Here is an 18,245-nt window from a genome sequence, read left to right on the forward strand (position 1 = left end):
TCCTGCAACGCCCTATCATCTTACACCTGCCGATAAAGCCAGTTCTCCGGCTCGCCTACGTTAAACAGGTTTTGCAGAACCTCCTGCTGCATCGCCAGCACCATGCCGTTGCTGTCGTTCAGCGTTTTACATTCTGCGGCTAGCTGCTCCAGCGAATCCCAGAGCGTGTTGAGCTGCGACTGATTGGCGGCGGGCAGGCGGGTGAAGAGCGTGCGCAGGCCGTGCGCACCGGCGGGGATACCGAGCCGGGTCAGGAGCTGATAGCGCTGTTTGCTGTTTTCCAGAAGCTGTTCATACACCGTGAAAATGCTGGCGTTCAGCGTCTCCAGTGCCTGCGCGTTACGCGCGATCAGGAACTGGCGCTGATCCGTCAGCAAGGTCTTTAGCTGGTTGTAATGGTTGCGATCGTCGACCATGCCCTGAATCAGCGTTCTGACGCTCTGTGCGGCGTTACTCATTTTTACCTCTGATAGTATTGCTCTATCGCGCTGGTCAGGGCATCGAGATCGACGCTGATTTTCCCGCTGGCGATAGCCTCTTTCATACTGGCGACGCGCGCCATATCCACTTCTGGCAGGCTTGCCAGCTGCGTCTGCGCATCACCGAGAACCGGATCAATCGCGGTGGTGCGTGCGACTTTCATCTCCTCAGCACCTGCGGTGCGAGTCTGTGCCGTCGCACTGGACTGATTAATCGCGCTCGTCATGGCGTACTGGGGGGATGTCACTTTCATCGCTTACTCCATCTTCTTGGTTGTGCAGGTTGCGTCAGCTGTTCAGCGGGCGGAAAAAACGTTTCCGATCTCCATACCCCTGTAAAGCGACGCACTCAGGGCGAAACTTAAGCCCTGCGTAAAGTTTTTTAATTTTTCGCGCTCAGGCTGGTTCTGACCACGCCCATCTCGCTGACGATGGCGGTCACTTCCCGCTCGCTGCTCTCATTCTTCACTTTGATCATCTCGCCTTTGCGCCCTTTTTTGCTGGCGATCCCCATGGTGCGGGCCTCGACGCCATCCTGATCGGCAATCATCAGTACCCGCTGACCGCGCTCAACCATCACCGGCGAATCGAGTTGGCTCATGCTTAAAGGCTGGAGTTCCCGCACGCGGCGCTTGAGCGTCAGGCCAACCACATCATCCGGATGGGTGACGTAACCGCTGCGCAGGTTGCTGATATTGAACTTCTTCAGAGTGATATCGGACGGGCCGAGCACGTGCCCGCGCTCCAGGGTGTTTTTGGCCATCAATACGGCGAGATAGATGTCCGGTTTGACCGTCACCGCCACTTCCCAGCCGCCCGCGTTTTCACAACGCACGTCAAAACGCAGCCGGCGCAGATCGAGGCGTTCGCCCGTCGGCATGCTGACGGTGAGCGGGGCGGCGCAGGGGGCGTACTGCGAGATCTCAGAGGGAATAAACAGATTGAGCTTTGCCTGGTAATCCTCCCAGCGGCTGCGCTGGGCTTCCTGACGAATCGCCTCGGAGGCCGCCTGCTGGACGCGGGAATGCACCTGCTTACGGGCGGTGGTGGGCTGGGGCGGCGCGGCGGCGGAAGCCGCGGAAAAGCACAGTATGGCTGCGGTCAACGAGGAGCGGAAAAAGCCCTTCCCATTGCGCGGTGAAAACAGTGATAAAACGCTATTAATCATGATGTTATGAACCTGGCACGATAGTTGCTTTAAAGATTGTAGCAACACGGACTATCGGCACTGTCCACCATCACGAAGGAGTGAGTTGTGAGTATTAGTTTTGATAAGGCATTGGGCGTTCATCCGCAAGCTGTAGCACTTCGACTTTCCAGGGCGGAACTGCTTTCAGCAAACCTGGCTAACGTCGATACACCCAATTTCCAGGCTAAAGATATTGATTTTGCCGCGGAGATGCAACGTTCGCAGCGGGATTTCTTTCCCGGCTCGGCGGCGCAACAGATGTATCGCGTGCCCTATCAGCCCTCCTCGGACGGCAATACCGTTGCGCTGGATGTGGAACAAACAGAGTTTGCCAAAAACGTTCAGGACTACCAGATGAGCCTGGCGTTTTTGAATATGAAATTCACTGGTCTCAAAAAGGCCATTGAAGGTAAGTAATTGAATCAGGTAACGATAAATGGCTTTTACCGATATCTACCGAGTGTCAGGCTCGGCCATGACGGCACAGACCGTCCGCCTGAATACCGTCGCCAGTAACCTCGCCAACGCCGACACCGCGGCGACGGCAGAAGCGGGCGTGTACAAAGCGCGCCGCCCGGTGTTCGCGGCGGTGTATCAGAACGACGAGCTGATGAACAACAACGGCTTGTCCGGTGCCCGCGTGCAGGTGATGGACGTCGTGGAATCCGGCAACGCGGTGCAGCGGTACGAACCGCATCACCCGATGGCGAACCCGGACGGCTACGTCTGGTATCCGGACATCAACGTGGTGGAGGAGATGGCCGACATGATGTCCGCGTCGCGCAATTTCGAAACCAACGTCGATGTTCTTAACAATGTAAAAAGCATGCAGCAGAGCCTGCTGCGTCTGGGCGAGGCGTAATAGATGAGCGTGAATGGCGTTTCCACTCAATCCGGTACTACCCCTTACGATAGTGGTGTATCCGCCAATGACAACAGCGCGGCAGGAATGAACAACCTGTTTATGCAGCTGCTGGTGGCACAAATCCAGAATCAGGACCCGCTGAACCCGACCGATGGCACGGAATACGTCGGCCAGCTGGCGCAACTGACCCAGGTGCAGTCGATGGAGACCATGTCGCAATTAATGGCCAACAACGCGGTGCTGATGGACAACCTGCAAACCCTGTCGACGGGCAATCTGGTCGGGCAGAAGGTGATGGTTCAGACCGATACCCTCCAGAGTGATGGCAGCACCAATATCGAAGGCCGCCTGACGCTGGATCACGCCGCCAACACCGTCACGGTGATCGTCAAAGACGAAAGCGGCAACGAGACCAAAATCGAGCTGGGCAAACAGGAAGCCGGTTCCGTGGACTTTACCCTCAACCCGCAAGAGCTGGGGCTGAAAGAGGGCAAATACACCATGACCGTCATGACGGACAACGAACCGGCCAAAGTGCCGATTGAAGTCGGCGGTGTGGTGAACAACGTGCGGATCCCGCTCGATGGCACTGCGACCATGCTCAACATCAGCGGCATCGGTGAAGTGGCGTACCACAACATCACTCAGTTCGGCCAGTCGAACGACAAAAACCCGAAGGGATTAACGAGTTAATCAGGAATTATTATGAGTTTTGATATTGCAGTTTCTGGCCTGAATGCCATCAACCAACAGCTCGGCGCGATCTCCAACAACATCGCTAACTCCGGCACCGTGGGCTTTAAATCCGGGCGCGCGGAGTTCGCGTCCCTGTATGCCGAAGGTCAGCCACTGGGCGTGGGCGTGACCGCCGTTGCGCAGAGTATTTCCAAAAGCGGAGCCATTTTTGCCTCTGCCAACAGCCTCGATTTGGCCATTAATGGCGACGGCTTCTTTATGATGCGCGACAGCACCGGCACCACCGCCTACACCCGCGCCGGCTATATGGCCACCGACAACAACGGTAACCTGGTTAACAACCTCGGCATGTACCTGCAGGGCTATCCGGTGGATGCCAACGGCGTGGTGCAGACCGGGACCATCGGCAATCTGACCATCAGCAGCGGCTCTATTCCGGCGAAAGCGACCAGCACTCTCGACTTCACCGCCAACCTGAATGCCAACGAAAAGTTGCCGGAAAATCCCGATTTCGATCCGACCGACGAGAAATCTTACAACCACACCTACGCCACTCAGGTGTATGACTCTCTGGGCCGCGAACACACCATGAAGCAGTACTTCGTTAAAACCACCGACAACGAGTGGGAAGTGCACTACTACATGGACGATCAGGATCTTGGCACTACCGAGAAAATGACCTTCACCGAGCAGGGCGTGCTGCAGACGCCGACCGGCCCGGTCACCATTAATGCCAGTATTCCGGGCGCAGACGGCATCGAACTGACCCTGAGCTACAGCGGCACCACTCAGTTTGGCTCCGATTTCTCGGTCAGCAAAAACTCCGGTAACGGCTACGCCTCAGGGGAACGTACCGGGCAAATGATCGACAAAGACGGCAGCGTCTACGCCACCTTCTCCAACGGTGAGCGCCTGCTGCAGGGCCAGCTGGTGCTGGCGAGCTTCTCCAATCCGAACGGTCTCTCTTCGCAGGACGGCACCACCTGGTCGCAAACCGCCAGCTCCGGTACGCCGCTGACGGGCGCGCCGGGCACCGGGCTGCTGGGGTCGATCAGCTCCAACACTCTCGAAGGCTCCAACGTCGATCTCACCGCCGAACTGGTCGGGCTGATGACGGCGCAGCGTAACTACCAGGCCAACACCAAAGTGATCAGCACCAACGACAACATGATGTCGGCGCTGTTCCAGGCACTGTAATGGACCACTTAATTTATACCGCCGTGAGCGGAGCGTCCCGCAGCCTCGCGCAGCAGCAGATCCACGCGAACAACCTGGCGAACGTCAACACCCAGGGGTTTCGTCACGATCTGGACAGCGCGATGTCGCAGCAAATTCAGGGGGAGGGTTACGCCTCCCGTTTCTTGGTGCAACAGCAGCAGGGCGGCGTCGATCTGACGCCAGGGGCAACGCGTGAGACGGGGCGCGATCTTGATGTCGCCGTCAAAGGCAGCGGCCTGATTGCGCTGGTCAGCGGCAACCGCGAGGTCTACACCCGCAACGGCCAGATTGAAGTCGGCCCGGAGGGCGATCTGACCATCGACGGCCTGCCGGTCTCCGGCGACAACGGCCCGATCGTGCTGCCGCCGTTTTCGTCCGTCAGCATCGCCGACGACGGGGTCATCACCATCGTGGCGGATGACGGCGACATCGCCGCGCCGATGGACGTCGACCGTATCAAGCTGGTGGATATCGCCGCCAGCGAGCTGAGCAAAAACAGCGCCGGTTTCCTGGTGACCAACGCCAACGTCAATCCGCGTACCGAAGAGGTCGAGGTGGTTGCCGGGCACCTGGAAACCTCTAACGTCTCGGCGATTAACGAAATGGTCTCCAGCATCGCGCTTAACCGTCAGTTCGAAGCCCAAATCAAAATGATGAAGGCGGCAGAAGATCTGGCGACGGCGGGCAATCGCCTGCTGCGTAACGTCTGATTTTTGCCCGTTTAGCCAAAAGGAATAACGATGAATCCCGCTTTATGGATCAGTAAAACCGGTCTTGCCGCGCAAGACGTGAAGATGAGCGCCATCTCCAACAACCTGGCGAACGTTAACACCACCGGGTTTAAGCGCGATCGCGTGATGTTCGCCGATCTGTTCTATCAGAATCAGCGCACGCCGGGCGGTCAGCTTGACCAGAACAATATCTCGCCGACGGGCATTCAGTTTGGTACCGGCGTCAAAATTGTCGGCACCCAAAAAGAGTTCACCACCGGCAATATCCAGAACACCGGACAGTCGCTGGACGTCGCCATCACCGGACAGGGCTTTTTCCAGGTTGAAACCAGCGACGGCGATATCGCCTATACCCGCTCCGGTAACTTCCAGAAAAACCCGGACGGCCTGCTGACTAACGCTCAGGGGCTGCCGCTGGTGCCACAGATTGAACTGCCGGACAACGTTAAAGACCTGCAAATCGGCAAAGACGGCACCGTCACGGCCACGGTCGCGGGCGAAGCTGATCCGGTCGAGCTTGGGCAGATCACGCTGGTGAACTTCGTCAATCCGGCCGGACTGGAAGCCCTCGGCGGCAACCTGTATCGCGAAACGGCAGCCAGCGGCGAAGCGGTAGAAGGCGTGGCGGGCGAAGAGGCTTTCGGGCAGCTCGAACAAGGCTCGCTGGAAGGCTCCAATGTGCAGGTCGTGGAGGAGATGGTCGATATGATCACCGTTCAGCGCGCCTATGAGATGAACGCCAAAATGGTCTCGGCGGCGGATGACATGCTCAAATTTGTCACGCAGTCGATGTAACGCGTGAAGTGAAAAAGAAATGAAAAAGCAGTTAGTTATTGGATGCATTGCACTGCTGCTGGCCGGGTGTGAAAGCCCGGCGCTGTTAGTGCAAAAAGATGACGCGGCCTACGCGCCGCCAGAAGATTTCTCCATGCCGACCACCAAAGTGCAGGGCGGCGGGCTGTATAACGGCAACTACAACTGGTCCCTGACGCAGGATCGCCGCGCCTACCGCGTGGGCGACATCCTGACCGTCAAACTGGACGAATCCACCCAGGCCAGCAAACAGGCGCGGACCAACTTCGGCAAGAAAAATGACGTCTCGATTGGCGTGCCGGAAGCCTTTGGTCACTCCGTCGATAAGCTTTCCGGCTCCATCGACGGCAGCCGCAACTTCAACGGCAACGCCACTTCCCAGCAGCAAAACAGCATGCGCGGAGCCATCACCGTGGCGGTCTACAAAGTGCTGCCCAACGGCGTGCTCGCCGTGCGCGGTGAAAAATGGCTGACCCTTAATCAGGGCGATGAATACATGCGTGTAACCGGGCTGGTACGCGCAGAAGACGTGGAACGCGACAACTCAGTCTCCTCCCAGCGGATCGCCAACGCGCGTATCTCCTACGCCGGACGTGGAGCGCTTAGCGACTCCAACTCCGCAGGCTGGCTGACGCGCTTCTTTAACCATCCGCTGTTCCCGATTTAATGGAGTCTGCCATGCGTAAAGCGATGCTATTTCTGATGCTGCTGTGGACGACGGCGGCAACCGCAGAACGACTGGGAAATGTGGTCGATATTCAGGGCGTGCGCGGTAACCAACTGGTGGGATACAGCCTGGTGGTCGGCCTCGACGGCACGGGCGATAAAAATCAGGTGAAGTTCACCAGCCAGTCGGTGACCAACATGCTGCGCCAGTTTGGCGTTCAGCTGCCGACCAAAATCGATCCAAAAGTGAAAAACGTTGCCGCCGTGGCGATTAGCGCCACGCTGCCGCCGGGCTACGCGCGCGGGCAGAGTATCGACATTACCGTCTCGTCCATCGGCGACGCCAAAAGCCTGCGCGGCGGCACCTTGCTGCTGACGCAGCTGCGCGGAGCCGACGGCGAAGTCTATGCTCTGGCGCAGGGGAACGTGGTGGTCGGCGGTGTGAAAGCCGAAGGCAACAGCGGGTCGAGCGTCACCATCAACACCCCGACCGTGGGTCGCGTGCCGAACGGAGGGTCCGTTGAGCGCGAAGTGCCGTCCGATTTTCAGCAAAACAACCAGGTGATTCTCAACCTTAAGCGCCCGAGTTTTAAAACCGCCAACAGCGTGGCGGTGGCGCTGAACAGCGCCTTTGGCTCCGGCACGGCGACGGCGCAGAGCGCCACTAACGTGGTGGTCAACGCTCCGCTGCCGGCGGGCGAGCGCGTGGCGTTTATGTCGATGCTGGAAGATGTGCAGATCAACGCCGGTAAACAGCCGCCGCGCGTGGTATTTAACGCCCGCACCGGCACGGTGGTGATTGGCGATGGCGTGGTGGTTCGCGCGGCGGCGGTGTCGCACGGCAACCTGACCGTCACCATTCGCGAATCGTCGAACGTTAGCCAGCCGGGCGCGTTCAGCCAGGGTCAGACGGTGGTCACACCGCAAAGCGACGTCGATGTGAATCGCGGTAGCGGCCAGATGGTGACCATTGCAGCAGGCACCAGCCTGCGCAGCATCGTGAATACCATTAACAGCCTCGGCGCGTCGCCGGACGACACCATGGCGATCCTGCAGGCCCTGCATGAAGCAGGCGCGCTGGATGCCGAACTGGTTGTGATTTAAGGAGAGACAATGCTACAGGCGATCAAACCCCAGACCAGCGTGCTGCCCGGCGATTTTACCGGCCAGGTAAAACCGCAGAATCTGGAACAGGCAGCGGAACAGTTCGAAGGTATTTTCCTGCGTTCGATGCTCCAGCAAATGCGAAAAGCCTCCGAAGCGCTGGTGGACAACAACCCGTTCGACAGCAAGCAGCAGCGCATGATGCGCGACTTTTACGATGACAAGCTGGCGTCACAGCTGGCTTCCCAGCGCAGCACGGGCATCGCCCAGATGATCATCACCCAGCTCGGCCCGCAGGAGAGTGCGCCGCTTAAGAATTCGCAGGGAATGGTCGCTTTACAGGAACATCCGAAGACATTAACGCCCCCCGTCGTCCCGGTAATACGTCGCGGGCAGGAGTAATCCATGAACATGATTAACATTGCCTTTAGCGGCTTGCAGGCCGCGCAGTTTGGGATGAGCGTGACCTCCATGAACATCTCCAACGTGCTGACTCCGGGCTACAGCCGTCAGGGCATTATCCAAAGCTCCGTGACGACGATGGGGCCGGGCGGTATGTCCGCCGGGGCGGGTGTGCAGGTGGACAGCATCCGCCGGATTTCCGATCAATACCTGACGGGCCAGGTGTGGCAGAGCAACAGCAAAGCTAACTACTACGGCATTAACAACCAGTATCTCAGCTCGCTGGAGAAGGTGATTGGCACGGATTCCACCAGTCTCGGCACCGGGCTGGACGATTTCTTCTCGGCCCTCGGCGCCTTAACCGCCGGGCCAGAAAGTGAAGCTAACCGCCAGCAGTTGTTGAACCAGGCGCAGTCCCTGGCGACCCGTTTCAACAACATGAACGACTTCATCAACAGTCAGAAAACCTCGGTCGGTAATCAGCGCAACACCATTGTCGAGCAGATGAACACCCTGACCACCGGGATCGCTGACTACAACAAAAAAATCATGGAGATGGACTCCACGGGCGGCAACAGCAACGTGCTGCGCGATCAGCGTGACGAGCTGGTGAAACAGCTCAGCACCTACAGCGACGTGAAAGTGGTGGAGGACAGCAACGGCAGCTACTCCGTATCGATGAAAAACGGCCAGCCGCTGGTGAGCGGCAAAGTGGCTGGACAGCTCAGCGCCAGCACCGATGCCAACGGTAACTCTGTCTTAACGCTGAAGTTTTCCGGCAGCGATTTCTCGTTAAATCCGTCGACGGGCGGCCAGCTTGGCGCGCTGTACGATTACGAAACCGGTGAACTGGCGAACATGCAGGCCTCGGTCCAGGGGATGGCAGAAACCGTCGCCACGCTGTTTAACGATCAGCTGGCGCAAGGTTTTGACAAAAACGGTAATCCGGGCAAACCGCTGTTCAGTTTCGATCTCACCAATCCGGCGGGCATTTTGCAGGTCAACGATTTGAAACCCGACGAACTGGCGCTCTCCGGCAAGCCTGACGAGCAGGGGAATGGCGACAACCTTGAGGCACTGATCGATCTGAAAAATAAAAAGGTCGATATCGGCGGGATGGGCAACATGAGCCTGAACGAAGGGGCGGCGGCGATCATCTCCAACATCGGTATTGCCAGTAAACAGTCGCAAAGCGAGCTGGAAGCGGCGCAGGCGGTGTTTGACCAGGCACAGCTGCAGCGCAACAACCTCAGCGCCGTCAACCAGGACGAAGAGGCGATAAACCTGCAGGTTTATATGCAGGCGTATCAGTCCAACGTCAAAGTGATCGCCACCGGCAACCAGATTTTTACTGACCTGTTAGGCATGTTTTAACCGGCGTTAAGGAACGAATTTATGCGAATCAGTAGTCTTTATAATTCCGACGCCATGCTGGCGCAGCTTGGCGTTAATGGCACGCGCATGAGCAAGCTGATGGAACAGATGGCGACCCAGAAACGAATCAACGTCCCGTCGGACGATCCGGTTGCCGCCACGCGTCTGGTGCAGCTGAACCGCGAGCAGTCGGCCATTAAGCAGTATCAGAGCAACATTTCGCGCCTCAGCGGGTCGCTCGCGAGCCAGGAAGCGCACGTCAGCGCGATGAGCAATCAGCTGTTGTCCCTCAACGATAAACTGCTGGCGGCGGCCAACGGCACCCACAGCAGCGAAGATATGAACGGTTTTGGCACCGAACTGTCGTCGATGCTGGACTCGCTGGTGGCGTCGATTAACGCCCAGAATGAGAGCGGCAGCTATCTCTTCTCCGGCACTAAAACCGACGCCAAACCGGTGGTCTGGGACGAGGCGCAGGGGAAATACGTTTATCAGGGCAACGACGGCTCGCGAGAAACCACGGTGGCAAACGGGGTGAGCGTGACGGAAAACACCAACGTCGTGCAGGCGTTTGGTAACGGCAGCGATCTGGAGATGCTGAACAAGCTGAAAGCCCTGAGCGAGAAGATGCAGGACCCAGACATTCCGGTCAGCGATTATCAGGATGAGATGCAAGAGATGCTGACGCTCTCCTCCGACACGCGCGACAAAGTGGCGGCGATGTTTACCGATCTGGGTGGGCGTCAGAATCGCCTGACGATGCTCGGCGATGCCCACACGGACGTCAGCACCGCCAACGATCAGGTGGTGCGCGACCTGTCGGACACCGACTGGGCGACCACCAGTATCAACCTTCAGCTGTACACCAACTCCGTGCAGGTCACTAACAAAGCGTACAGCATGATCAGTCAGCTTTCGCTCTTCAGCATGTTGTAATGGTTATGCAGGTAGGATTAAAAACCACCACCGCCTCCAGCACTGCGTCCGCCGTCCGGACGCTGCCGGGGGCACCGGCCCAGATTGCCCGAACAGAACGCGTCGCCACCCCGAATCGTGTGACGCCGCCCTTTCCTGAAGCGGCGCTGCTGTCGCGCCGTCCGCTGCGCTATAACGTGCAGCTTAATCAGCAGCTGACGGCGGTTCAGCAGGCGGATAATTATCTGTCCGAAACAGAAACCCAACTGCTGGTGCTGCGCCATCAGAACGGTTCTGCGCCGTCGGGGCTGAACACGCTGCTGAATCAGCGCGGAAAGCTGTCGGGCGGTACGATCGATCGGAACTTCAACATCACGCTCCAGCAAAAAAGCCAGGTCACGTTCACCCTGCCGGGCGTGGAAAAACTGCTGGAGCAGCCGCAGGGCGAGACGCTGGTATTTCAGCTCGGCGGCGGCCAGCGTGAACTCACCGCCGTGGCGCTGCCCGAGCAGGCGTCTCCGCGTCAGATCCTGGCCCATCTCAATGTGGGATTGGGTCGCCTGGGAATCAACGCGACGCTCGCCCCTGAGGGGAAAGTCGCTTTCCAGGTCGACGAAGCGCGCTGGTCGCGCGTCAACCAGCATCTCAGCGTGCGCGGCGAAGGGCAACACTTCCCGGCGGATGCTTTTACCCTGCTGGCTCCGCAGGCAGAAACCAGCCGCGAAGACGAAATCAGCCAGCTGGCCCTTCGCTGGGAGCGCGGCGACAGTAAAAAGCTGCAGCAGACGCTGGACCAAATCACCCGCGAGCGCAGTAAATTGCATTTTCACCAGGATCGCGTTTCGACGCGGATTCAGGATATGTCGACGGTTTATACCCCAGGCGAGGCGCTCGAAACGGCACGTGCGCTGGGTGATGCCCTGGCGGGGAGCGGTAAGCAGTTTGGCCTGCTAACGCAAGCGCTGGCGGCGCAAGGGAACGTTCATCAGGTGACGGTGAAGAATTTGTTAGGCTAGCCCTGCGCGGTCATTTCCTCTCCTTGCTGGGAGGGGAAACCCGCGACTCAGGTTTTATACTCTCTCTTTATTTTATTTATTCCTGCCACATAGCATTCCTTCATTTTCGTTTTACTTTCCATTTTCATGATCTCAGCTGCGATATTGTAAAAATAAAAAAGACTACACTGCTGCCCAGCATAATTAATGATTGCAATATATTTTGTTGGAAAATGATAAGGACATCATTGAGTGAGCAACGTTATCTATTTAACGCTGACGGGTGAGCGCCAGGGGGAAATATCCGCAGGCTGTGGAACAGAAAAGTCTATTGGTAATCGCTTTCAGTACCGCCATGAAAACGAAATTCTGGTTTATCAGCTCTCCTCCAGCAGCGTCAGCACCGCGGGCGGCGTGCATCATCAGGGCCTGCGCTTCACCAAACCCACCGACAAAAGCTCACCACTCCTGACCACCGCCATTAATGAGAATGAAAAACTGCGGCTCAGTTTTGACTATTACCGTACTAACCGCTTCGGCCGTCAGGAAAAATATTATCATATCGAACTGCGTGGGGCGTCGATTAAGGGGATAACCAGCTCGCATAATAAAGACAGGCTGGATACGGAAAGTATCACTGTGAGTTATGAATATATTCGCAGTAAACATCTTATTGCGAATACAGAGTTCAGCAATCTGCTCCTGCCTGACGCCTATAACCAACTGTTTCCACCCGATGAAATAAAACAACCTGAAAAACGCAATATTACCCTGACGCTCGGTGTTTTTTTTGATGGAACCGGTAATAACGCCGTGAACACGCAAAACATGCTCGCGGCCTGTACCGCCGCGCACTTTGACATTTCTGACCCGGATGCAGAAAGCATTCTTGCCCGCATGGCGCAGGAGCAGATGGGCGTCTCCGGCACAGGGGCCACCAGCTACACCGGCGGGTATACCAATATTCACTGGTTAAATACGTTGTACAAAACGGATCTCCCCATTGAATCAGGACAGGCGCAGGCGGCCATTTATGTAGAGGGGATTGGCACCGAAGCCGGCAGACCGGACAGCATGATTGGCCTGAGTTTAGGCGTGGCCGATACGGGGGTGATCGCGAAGACGGACCTTGCGGTGAAGCAGATTGCCGAGGCGATAAAGGATGCTCTGCGCAAGTTGCAGCAAAAAATGCATGGGTGTGTGGTTAAGGTCACCTCCTTCCAGTTCGATATTTTCGGATTTAGTCGCGGCGCAGCGGCGGCACGCCACTTTGCCAATCGCATTCAGACGGAAGATCGGGCCGTTATCAATGCGATTCGCTACGGAATGAACGATGTCGAATACGCTGGCGCACCGGCCGGGAAAACGCGTTTTATCGGTATTTTCGATACCGTCGCCGCCATTGGGACACCGCAAAATGGTCTCAACCCGCACACAGCGAATACCGGTGACGTGAATATCGTGTTGCGTCCCGGCGTGGCGGAGAAAGTCCTCCATATCACGGCGCAGCACGAGTGCCGCTTTAACTTCGCCCTGAACAGCGTGCAACCCGCGTGGCCGGAGCTGGCTCTGCCCGGCGCGCATTCCGATATTGGCGGCGGCTACCTGCCTGCGACACGGGAAAACATCTACCTGACCCGACCGGAAGCAGTAACCGTGCCGCTGGATACCCCGCTGGCGGATACGCGAACTTACAGACATGCCATGGAACAGCTATCGATACTCGAATCCTCTACGGTCGCGGCACCGCTCATTCGCACTAATGACATTACGGCTGATGCCTGGGAGGACACGAGAATGCCTTCCCATCCAAGAGACGGGATGCAGAAGCGCGCATTTGCTGCTCTGACAATGAAAAAACGGATCGTGAAGAACGACTGGTCGAAGGTGGTGCTGCGGGTGATGATCGATGCTGCACAGGATGCGGGGGTGGTGTTTAAGCCGATAACGCATGAATACAGTGAATTAATTTTGCCTTCAGTTCTTTCACCTCTGAGTGAGAAAGCAATTGTATCAGCAGCCGCGATACGCTCAGGCATAACTGCAAATACTTTTACTCGTGCTGAGATCGATATCATTGCCCAGGACTATATCCATTGCTCGGCAAACTGGAACAGCATTGTTTTTGATAGTACCAAAAAGCCCTACGGTGGCACCTCCGTGTCGGAGATCCTTAGTTTCGTAAACCGGCCAGATCAAAACTGGCAGAGGACAATCTACAACATGGATGGTAACCAGAAATGAAAGGTATTAAACAACTATTTTTCACCCTATTACTGACACTATCTGGGTGCCATTACAGCGATGCAACAACACCTGAAGCAACGGGTGAAATGCCTTATGGATTATGGGGCTTCGCTTTTTTTACCCCCAAGGATCTGCCTGCTCGAGTGACTTATGTTGGAATCATTGATGATAAAAAAGTCCTCTATTCGTTCAGAAATCTTGATAACACAGAGGATGATGACTCAAGTATAAATCGCTGGGATAAGCGATATATGCGCTTTGCACAGTTTAACAAAGCCCGTCATCCACCAGTCACTATGCTTTTTTGCTGGGACTCTATTATCGATAAAAAAACCTATGAAACACGGATCATCTTTCCAGAGACAGTACGGGAAAAAATGAGCGTATCGACGGGAGTGGATATGTTCGGCGACAAGGCGTGGTACAGCACGATGTTATTTGGCCTGGCGCCAGAAGGGAAGGTCAGAGTCTGGCTACAAAATAGTGGCGGCGGAGACAATTTGCCCGTAGAACCAAAAAAAATTACCACACTTTCCGGCGATAAGCTGGAGGGGTGTAAAGGCATTACCCTCGCCAATTTCGATTACAGCATCCCTGATGGATACGACCAAAATATAAAAGACTTTATCAAAGGCAAAACCTATCCGTACGGCGAATGGTGAGGTTTAGATGAGTAACGCATTCAACATGGAAGGAATTAGAAATGAATTATGGAAAACAGTCTTTACTCATAATGCTGCTTGTTTTATCAGGCTGTCATACTGGCGAACCCGCATTGCCAGAAGAAACTGGCGCAATGCCATATGGGATGTGGGAATTTGCTTTTTTCACTCCTAAAGGACTTCCCGCTCGAGTGACCTATGTCGGTATCATCGATGATAAAAAGATCCTGTATTCCTTCAGAACACTGGACAGTACTGAAGATAGCTACCTTACAGTCGATAAATGGAATAATAAGGTTGGAAGACATGCACAGTTTAATAAAGCTCGGCATCCCCCTGTTGCGATGCTTTTTTGTTGGGATTCAATCATTGATAAAAAAACCTACGAGACACGAATAACGTTTCAGGCATCGTTGCGAGAGACAATGAACAAGTCTACAGGGACAGACAGGCTAGGGGAAAAAGCATGGTATAACAGCCTCCTGTTTGGCCTGGCGCCTGAAGGGAAGGTCAGAGTCTGGCTACAAAATAGTGGCGGTGGAGACAACTTGCCCGTAGAACCAAAAAAAATTACCACGCTTTCCGGCGATAAACTGGAGGGGTGTAAAGGCATCACCCTCGCCAATTTCGACTACAGCATCCCCGATGGCTACGACCAAGATATAAAAGACTTTATCAAAGGCAAAACCTATCCGTACGGTGAGTGGTGAGGTTCTGGCGAGTTACAGAATAAACATGGACGGAATTAGAAATGAATTATGGAAAACAATCTTTACTCGCAGTGTTACTTTTTTTATCAGCCTGTCATTCTGATGAGTATGCAACACCGGAAGAAACCGGGGAAATGCCGTATGGACTTTGGGAATTCGCCTTCTTTACGCCGAAAGATCTTCCGGCATTTGTAAACTACGTAGGTATTATTGATGACAAAAAGATCGTCTACTCTTTCAGATCTCTCGACAGTGTAGATGATAGCTGGGCAACCGTAGGTACATGGAATAATAAAGTAAGACGGCATGCGCAGTTCAATAAAGCCCGCCATCCACCAGTCACTATGCTTTTCTGCTGGGACTCAATCATCGATAAAAAAACGTATGAAACGCGGATAACCTTCCCAGAGTCCCTTGGAGACCAAATGAGTGTTTCAACCGGGTTAGATCATTATGGTGAAAAGGCGTGGAATAACACGCTGCTCTTCGGCCTTGCTCCTGGAGGCAAGGTGAGGGTCTGGCTTCAAAATTCTTCAGGAGGTAATGGGAGCATACCTGTGGAGCCGAAAAGAATAACAACTGTGTATGGGGATAAACTGGAGGGATGTAAGGGGATAAGCAACCTTGATATGTCTTATGAAATTCCTGATGGCTACGACCAAAATATAAAAGACTTTATCAAAGGCAAAATCTATCCGTACGGCGAATGGTGAGATTCAGGCAAGTAACAGTTTAAGCATGGACGGAGTTAGAAATGAATTATGGAAAACGGTCTTTACTCATAATGCTGCTTGTTTTATCAGGCTGTCATACTGGCGAACCCGCATTGCCAGAAGATACTGGCACAATGCCATATGGGATGTGGGAGTTTGCTTTTTTTACTCCTAAAGCACTTCCCGCTCGAGTGACCTATGTCGGTATCATCGATGATAAAAAGATCCTGTATTCCTTCAGAACGCTCGACAGTACTGAGGATAGTTGGGCAACCGTGGGTACCTGGAATAACAAAGTAAGACGGCATGCTCAGTTCAATAAAGCTCGGCACCCTCCGGTCACAATGCTTTTTTGTTGGGATTCAATCATCGATAAAAAAACCTACGAAACGCAAGTCACGTTTCCTCAAAGTATCAGGGAAAAGATGAGTATTTCATTTGGGTTAGATCACCATGATGAAAAAGCCTGGTACAACACGTTGGTGTTTGGTCTGGCTCCTGAAGGTAAGGTGAGGATTTGGTTACAGGATACCGTTGGGGGGAATGGGAACTTGCCCGTAGAGCCGAAAAAAATTACCACACTTTCCGGCGATAAGCTGGAGGGTTGTAAAGGCATTACTCTCGCCAATTTCGACTACAGCATCCCTGATGGCTACGACCAAAATATAAAAGACTTTATCAAAGGCAAAACCTATCCGTACGGCGAATGGTGAAGCGGGTGGCGGCTGCCACCCTGCTTACTTCTTCAACGGATACAAAAATATTGCCCCACTTTGCCCCACCACCAGCTGCTGATTGCCGACAAACAGCGGCTGCATCCAGATATCAATGTGCAGCAGCATATCCACCAGACCATCAATCATCAGCCCTTTTTGCGCGGTGCTGTAGTAGATGGGGGTGTAGGCGAAAAACTGTCTGCCGTTCTGTTCGTTAATGCCGGTGAACTTTCCTTTCAGCACGAAGCGGTTGTCGTTCGGGCTGGTGATGGTCGTTAAAATCGAACCATTCACCGTCTGCATGTGCGAATCGTAAATCTCTTTTCGCATCGACATCAAATCGTAAAACCCCAGCTGCAAAAACCCCTCGACGTTTGACTGCGGGACGTTTGCGGTTTGCATAACTCGCAGCCCCGCAAAAGCGAGCGCCACAAGCAGAAAGCAGGACAGGGCCAGTTTCCAGTTAAGCGCAGGTTTCCATCTCACTGATTTTTCTCCTCGTCTCACGCAGTATCAGGTTGTTCAGTTGGGTCGGGTCGATGCGCCAGTGATAGATGGCCATCACCAGCTGTTTTTTGTCGCAGCGGCTATTCAACGCAAAGGTGTAGTTCAGCGTTTGATCGATACTCTGGTAATAGACCGTCATGGTCATGGACTGGGTTTTGATCTGCTGGTTAATGGTATACAGCGTGTCTTTGATTTTGCTGTAAAAATCTTCTTTGCTCATCTCCAGGCGGTTGGACTCGGACAGCTCGTAAATATGAATGTTGCTGTAAACCGCGACTTCCTGCTCTGCCGCGACGATTTTTGGGCCCTGATTACCGGCATAGTGCCAGCCAAAGATCGCGCCAATCATGACGGTGACCAGCAGGGCCGCCAGGGTGATGAGCGGATGCTGAAACCGGGGTTTGGCCGGTACAATAACGGGGCGTTCAGCGGGAACCGCGATCTCAATGGAGGGCGTTTCCATCACCTTAACGGGTTCAGAAACGATGTCCGGCTCGTCGGCAGCGTTGTGCTCAACGGTTGGGCTGAGCGTGGGCAACACAAAGCCATCGATCTCCGTGTCCGGCAGATCAATCTCTTCGCTCTCTTTCTCAACGAAACGGCACCACGCCTGCTCAAGCAAATACCCCTTTTTGGGGATTGTTTTGATAATTTTTTGTTGTTTGCCGTCGTCTTCTAAAGCAGAGCGTAAAGCATGGATGGCATTGGGCAGACTATTATTACCAATAACCCGACGCTCCCAGACCAGCGTCGTCAATTCTTCGCGAGTGAGAATTTTTCCTGCATTTTCAAGAAGTACATCTAATAGTTTTAATTGATATTCCCCCAGGCGTTTTCTTTCGCCTGTGACCATGCTTATGAGGGAGCCGGAGGGTAGATCAACTAACCAGTTATTAACGGTGGAATATTTTTTTCTCATGGCGACAGGTGACAAAAAGCCACTCCTGAATCAATTATTCATCTCCGCACCGAGCGAAAAAGTCGCGCAATGCTTAATGTAAATTAATCATTAATTCCGTTTAAAATTCATTTGAGAATTGCCGCGTGCCTGCGGAGATTATGCAAAAACGAGCGGTTTTACGACGTAAACAGGGATTTCGCTCTGCGGAACGGCATGTGCTTGCCGGTCATTTTCCGCCTTTTCCAGTATGAGATTAGGAAGTTTCTCTTCCTTGACACATTTTTACGCGATAAAACTGTGATGTGCAACAAATTATTAAGTTAATTCTCTAAACAACCATTA

At 54.4% G+C, this 18,245-nt stretch carries 22 protein-coding genes; 17 read left to right on the forward strand and 5 right to left on the reverse strand.

Features of this window, described 5'->3' with window-relative positions:
* Positions 1-20: 20 nt before the first annotated feature.
* The 3 genes from ACB496_RS01455 to flgA form a co-directional block, all read right to left on the reverse strand.
* Positions 21-458 carry a flagellar protein FlgN gene (locus tag ACB496_RS01455; protein ID WP_312070058.1) on the reverse strand — a complete coding sequence of 146 codons (438 nt, stop codon included), beginning with the start codon at positions 456-458 and terminating at the stop codon, positions 21-23.
* 2 nt (positions 459-460) lie between these two features.
* The gene (gene flgM / locus ACB496_RS01460; protein WP_100778025.1) at positions 461-733 is read right to left on the reverse strand and encodes a flagellar biosynthesis anti-sigma factor FlgM; all 273 of its coding nucleotides are present in this window, start codon (positions 731-733) and stop codon (positions 461-463) included.
* 128 nt (positions 734-861) lie between these two features.
* On the reverse strand, positions 862-1,647 hold the full coding sequence (gene flgA / locus ACB496_RS01465; protein WP_371974142.1) for a flagellar basal body P-ring formation chaperone FlgA: 786 nt from the start codon (positions 1,645-1,647) through the stop codon (positions 862-864).
* 87 nt (positions 1,648-1,734) lie between these two features.
* Here flgA and flgB point away from each other — a divergent pair, with 87 nt between their 5' ends.
* From flgB to ACB496_RS01550, 17 genes are all read left to right on the forward strand, one after another.
* Complete coding sequence (gene flgB / locus ACB496_RS01470; RefSeq protein ID WP_100778023.1) at positions 1,735-2,085, forward strand: flagellar basal body rod protein FlgB; 351 nt, start codon at positions 1,735-1,737, stop codon at positions 2,083-2,085.
* 19 nt (positions 2,086-2,104) lie between these two features.
* Positions 2,105-2,530: a flagellar basal body rod protein FlgC gene (gene flgC, locus ACB496_RS01475; RefSeq protein WP_100778022.1), complete on the forward strand. Its 426-nt coding sequence runs from the start codon at positions 2,105-2,107 to the stop codon at positions 2,528-2,530.
* A gap of 3 nt (positions 2,531-2,533) precedes the next feature.
* On the forward strand, positions 2,534-3,226 hold the full coding sequence (gene flgD / locus ACB496_RS01480; protein ID WP_100778021.1) for a flagellar hook assembly protein FlgD: 693 nt from the start codon (positions 2,534-2,536) through the stop codon (positions 3,224-3,226).
* Positions 3,227-3,238: 12 nt separating this feature from the next.
* Positions 3,239-4,426, forward strand: a complete 1,188-nt coding sequence (gene flgE, locus ACB496_RS01485; RefSeq protein WP_100778020.1) for a flagellar hook protein FlgE — start codon at positions 3,239-3,241, stop codon at positions 4,424-4,426.
* Positions 4,426-5,157 carry a flagellar basal body rod protein FlgF gene (locus ACB496_RS01490; RefSeq protein WP_371974145.1) on the forward strand — a complete coding sequence of 244 codons (732 nt, stop codon included), beginning with the start codon at positions 4,426-4,428 and terminating at the stop codon, positions 5,155-5,157. The genes flgE and ACB496_RS01490 overlap by 1 nt, the downstream gene beginning before the upstream one ends.
* A 30-nt stretch (positions 5,158-5,187) precedes the next feature.
* The gene (flgG, locus tag ACB496_RS01495; RefSeq protein ID WP_371974147.1) at positions 5,188-5,973 is read left to right on the forward strand and encodes a flagellar basal-body rod protein FlgG; all 786 of its coding nucleotides are present in this window, start codon (positions 5,188-5,190) and stop codon (positions 5,971-5,973) included.
* A 19-nt stretch (positions 5,974-5,992) separates the two neighbouring features.
* Positions 5,993-6,658: a flagellar basal body L-ring protein FlgH gene (flgH, locus tag ACB496_RS01500; RefSeq protein ID WP_371974149.1), complete on the forward strand. Its 666-nt coding sequence runs from the start codon at positions 5,993-5,995 to the stop codon at positions 6,656-6,658.
* An 11-nt stretch (positions 6,659-6,669) separates the two neighbouring features.
* Positions 6,670-7,761 carry a flagellar basal body P-ring protein FlgI gene (locus ACB496_RS01505; RefSeq protein WP_181827182.1) on the forward strand — a complete coding sequence of 364 codons (1,092 nt, stop codon included), beginning with the start codon at positions 6,670-6,672 and terminating at the stop codon, positions 7,759-7,761.
* 9 nt (positions 7,762-7,770) lie between these two features.
* Positions 7,771-8,163, forward strand: a complete 393-nt coding sequence (locus tag ACB496_RS01510) for a rod-binding protein (protein WP_129036130.1) — start codon at positions 7,771-7,773, stop codon at positions 8,161-8,163.
* Positions 8,164-8,166: 3 nt separating this feature from the next.
* Positions 8,167-9,537, forward strand: coding sequence for a flagellar hook-associated protein FlgK (gene flgK, locus ACB496_RS01515; RefSeq protein ID WP_100778014.1), 1,371 nt, complete (start codon positions 8,167-8,169; stop codon positions 9,535-9,537).
* A gap of 21 nt (positions 9,538-9,558) precedes the next feature.
* Positions 9,559-10,473 carry a flagellar hook-associated protein FlgL gene (flgL, locus tag ACB496_RS01520; protein ID WP_100778013.1) on the forward strand — a complete coding sequence of 305 codons (915 nt, stop codon included), beginning with the start codon at positions 9,559-9,561 and terminating at the stop codon, positions 10,471-10,473.
* Entirely contained in the window at positions 10,473-11,468 is a 996-nt protein-coding gene (locus tag ACB496_RS01525; protein WP_371974152.1) for a hypothetical protein, read from the forward strand. Before flgL ends, ACB496_RS01525 begins: the two co-directional genes overlap by 1 nt.
* Before the next feature lie 231 nt (positions 11,469-11,699).
* On the forward strand, positions 11,700-13,691 hold the full coding sequence (tssD, locus tag ACB496_RS01530) for a type VI secretion system tube protein TssD (RefSeq protein ID WP_371974154.1): 1,992 nt from the start codon (positions 11,700-11,702) through the stop codon (positions 13,689-13,691).
* A complete protein-coding gene (locus tag ACB496_RS01535) occupies positions 13,688-14,356 on the forward strand; it encodes a DUF2931 family protein (RefSeq protein ID WP_371974156.1) in 669 nt (222 codons plus the stop codon). The genes tssD and ACB496_RS01535 overlap by 4 nt, the downstream gene beginning before the upstream one ends.
* Positions 14,357-14,397: 41 nt before the next feature.
* The gene (locus ACB496_RS01540; protein WP_371974158.1) at positions 14,398-15,066 is read left to right on the forward strand and encodes a DUF2931 family protein; all 669 of its coding nucleotides are present in this window, start codon (positions 14,398-14,400) and stop codon (positions 15,064-15,066) included.
* 41 nt (positions 15,067-15,107) lie between these two features.
* Positions 15,108-15,779 carry a DUF2931 family protein gene (locus ACB496_RS01545; RefSeq protein WP_371974160.1) on the forward strand — a complete coding sequence of 224 codons (672 nt, stop codon included), beginning with the start codon at positions 15,108-15,110 and terminating at the stop codon, positions 15,777-15,779.
* Between the two features lie 41 nt (positions 15,780-15,820).
* Complete coding sequence (locus tag ACB496_RS01550) at positions 15,821-16,492, forward strand: DUF2931 family protein (RefSeq protein ID WP_371974162.1); 672 nt, start codon at positions 15,821-15,823, stop codon at positions 16,490-16,492.
* 24 nt (positions 16,493-16,516) lie between these two features.
* Here ACB496_RS01550 and ACB496_RS01555 read toward each other — a convergent pair whose 3' ends face one another.
* Entirely contained in the window at positions 16,517-16,981 is a 465-nt protein-coding gene (locus tag ACB496_RS01555; protein WP_102105714.1) for a hypothetical protein, read from the reverse strand.
* Positions 16,959-17,921, reverse strand: a complete 963-nt coding sequence (locus ACB496_RS01560) for a transcriptional regulator (RefSeq protein ID WP_194514355.1) — start codon at positions 17,919-17,921, stop codon at positions 16,959-16,961. Before ACB496_RS01560 ends, ACB496_RS01555 begins: the two co-directional genes overlap by 23 nt.
* Positions 17,922-18,245: the final 324 nt, after the last annotated feature.

It is taken from the genome of Lelliottia nimipressuralis (assembly GCF_041464075.1).
Taxonomy (GTDB): domain Bacteria; phylum Pseudomonadota; class Gammaproteobacteria; order Enterobacterales; family Enterobacteriaceae; genus Enterobacter; species Enterobacter nimipressuralis.

What these genes read in the sequence shown, in the direction of transcription:
- ACB496_RS01455 (WP_312070058.1), bottom strand. Translation starts at nt 458, where the DNA reads ATGAGTAACGCCGCACAGAGCGTCAGAACGCTGATTCAGGGCATGGTC.
- flgM (WP_100778025.1), bottom strand. Translation starts at nt 733, where the DNA reads ATGAAAGTGACATCCCCCCAGTACGCCATGACGAGCGCGATTAATCAG.
- flgA (WP_371974142.1), bottom strand. Translation starts at nt 1,647, where the DNA reads ATGATTAATAGCGTTTTATCACTGTTTTCACCGCGCAATGGGAAGGGC.
- flgC (WP_100778022.1), top strand. Translation starts at nt 2,105, where the DNA reads ATGGCTTTTACCGATATCTACCGAGTGTCAGGCTCGGCCATGACGGCA.
- flgD (WP_100778021.1), top strand. Translation starts at nt 2,534, where the DNA reads ATGAGCGTGAATGGCGTTTCCACTCAATCCGGTACTACCCCTTACGAT.
- flgE (WP_100778020.1), top strand. Translation starts at nt 3,239, where the DNA reads ATGAGTTTTGATATTGCAGTTTCTGGCCTGAATGCCATCAACCAACAG.
- ACB496_RS01490 (WP_371974145.1), top strand. Translation starts at nt 4,426, where the DNA reads ATGGACCACTTAATTTATACCGCCGTGAGCGGAGCGTCCCGCAGCCTC.
- flgG (WP_371974147.1), top strand. Translation starts at nt 5,188, where the DNA reads ATGAATCCCGCTTTATGGATCAGTAAAACCGGTCTTGCCGCGCAAGAC.
- flgH (WP_371974149.1), top strand. Translation starts at nt 5,993, where the DNA reads ATGAAAAAGCAGTTAGTTATTGGATGCATTGCACTGCTGCTGGCCGGG.
- ACB496_RS01505 (WP_181827182.1), top strand. Translation starts at nt 6,670, where the DNA reads ATGCGTAAAGCGATGCTATTTCTGATGCTGCTGTGGACGACGGCGGCA.
- ACB496_RS01510 (WP_129036130.1), top strand. Translation starts at nt 7,771, where the DNA reads ATGCTACAGGCGATCAAACCCCAGACCAGCGTGCTGCCCGGCGATTTT.
- flgK (WP_100778014.1), top strand. Translation starts at nt 8,167, where the DNA reads ATGAACATGATTAACATTGCCTTTAGCGGCTTGCAGGCCGCGCAGTTT.
- flgL (WP_100778013.1), top strand. Translation starts at nt 9,559, where the DNA reads ATGCGAATCAGTAGTCTTTATAATTCCGACGCCATGCTGGCGCAGCTT.
- ACB496_RS01525 (WP_371974152.1), top strand. Translation starts at nt 10,473, where the DNA reads ATGGTTATGCAGGTAGGATTAAAAACCACCACCGCCTCCAGCACTGCG.
- ACB496_RS01535 (WP_371974156.1), top strand. Translation starts at nt 13,688, where the DNA reads ATGAAAGGTATTAAACAACTATTTTTCACCCTATTACTGACACTATCT.
- ACB496_RS01540 (WP_371974158.1), top strand. Translation starts at nt 14,398, where the DNA reads ATGAATTATGGAAAACAGTCTTTACTCATAATGCTGCTTGTTTTATCA.
- ACB496_RS01545 (WP_371974160.1), top strand. Translation starts at nt 15,108, where the DNA reads ATGAATTATGGAAAACAATCTTTACTCGCAGTGTTACTTTTTTTATCA.
- ACB496_RS01550 (WP_371974162.1), top strand. Translation starts at nt 15,821, where the DNA reads ATGAATTATGGAAAACGGTCTTTACTCATAATGCTGCTTGTTTTATCA.
- ACB496_RS01560 (WP_194514355.1), bottom strand. Translation starts at nt 17,921, where the DNA reads ATGAGAAAAAAATATTCCACCGTTAATAACTGGTTAGTTGATCTACCC.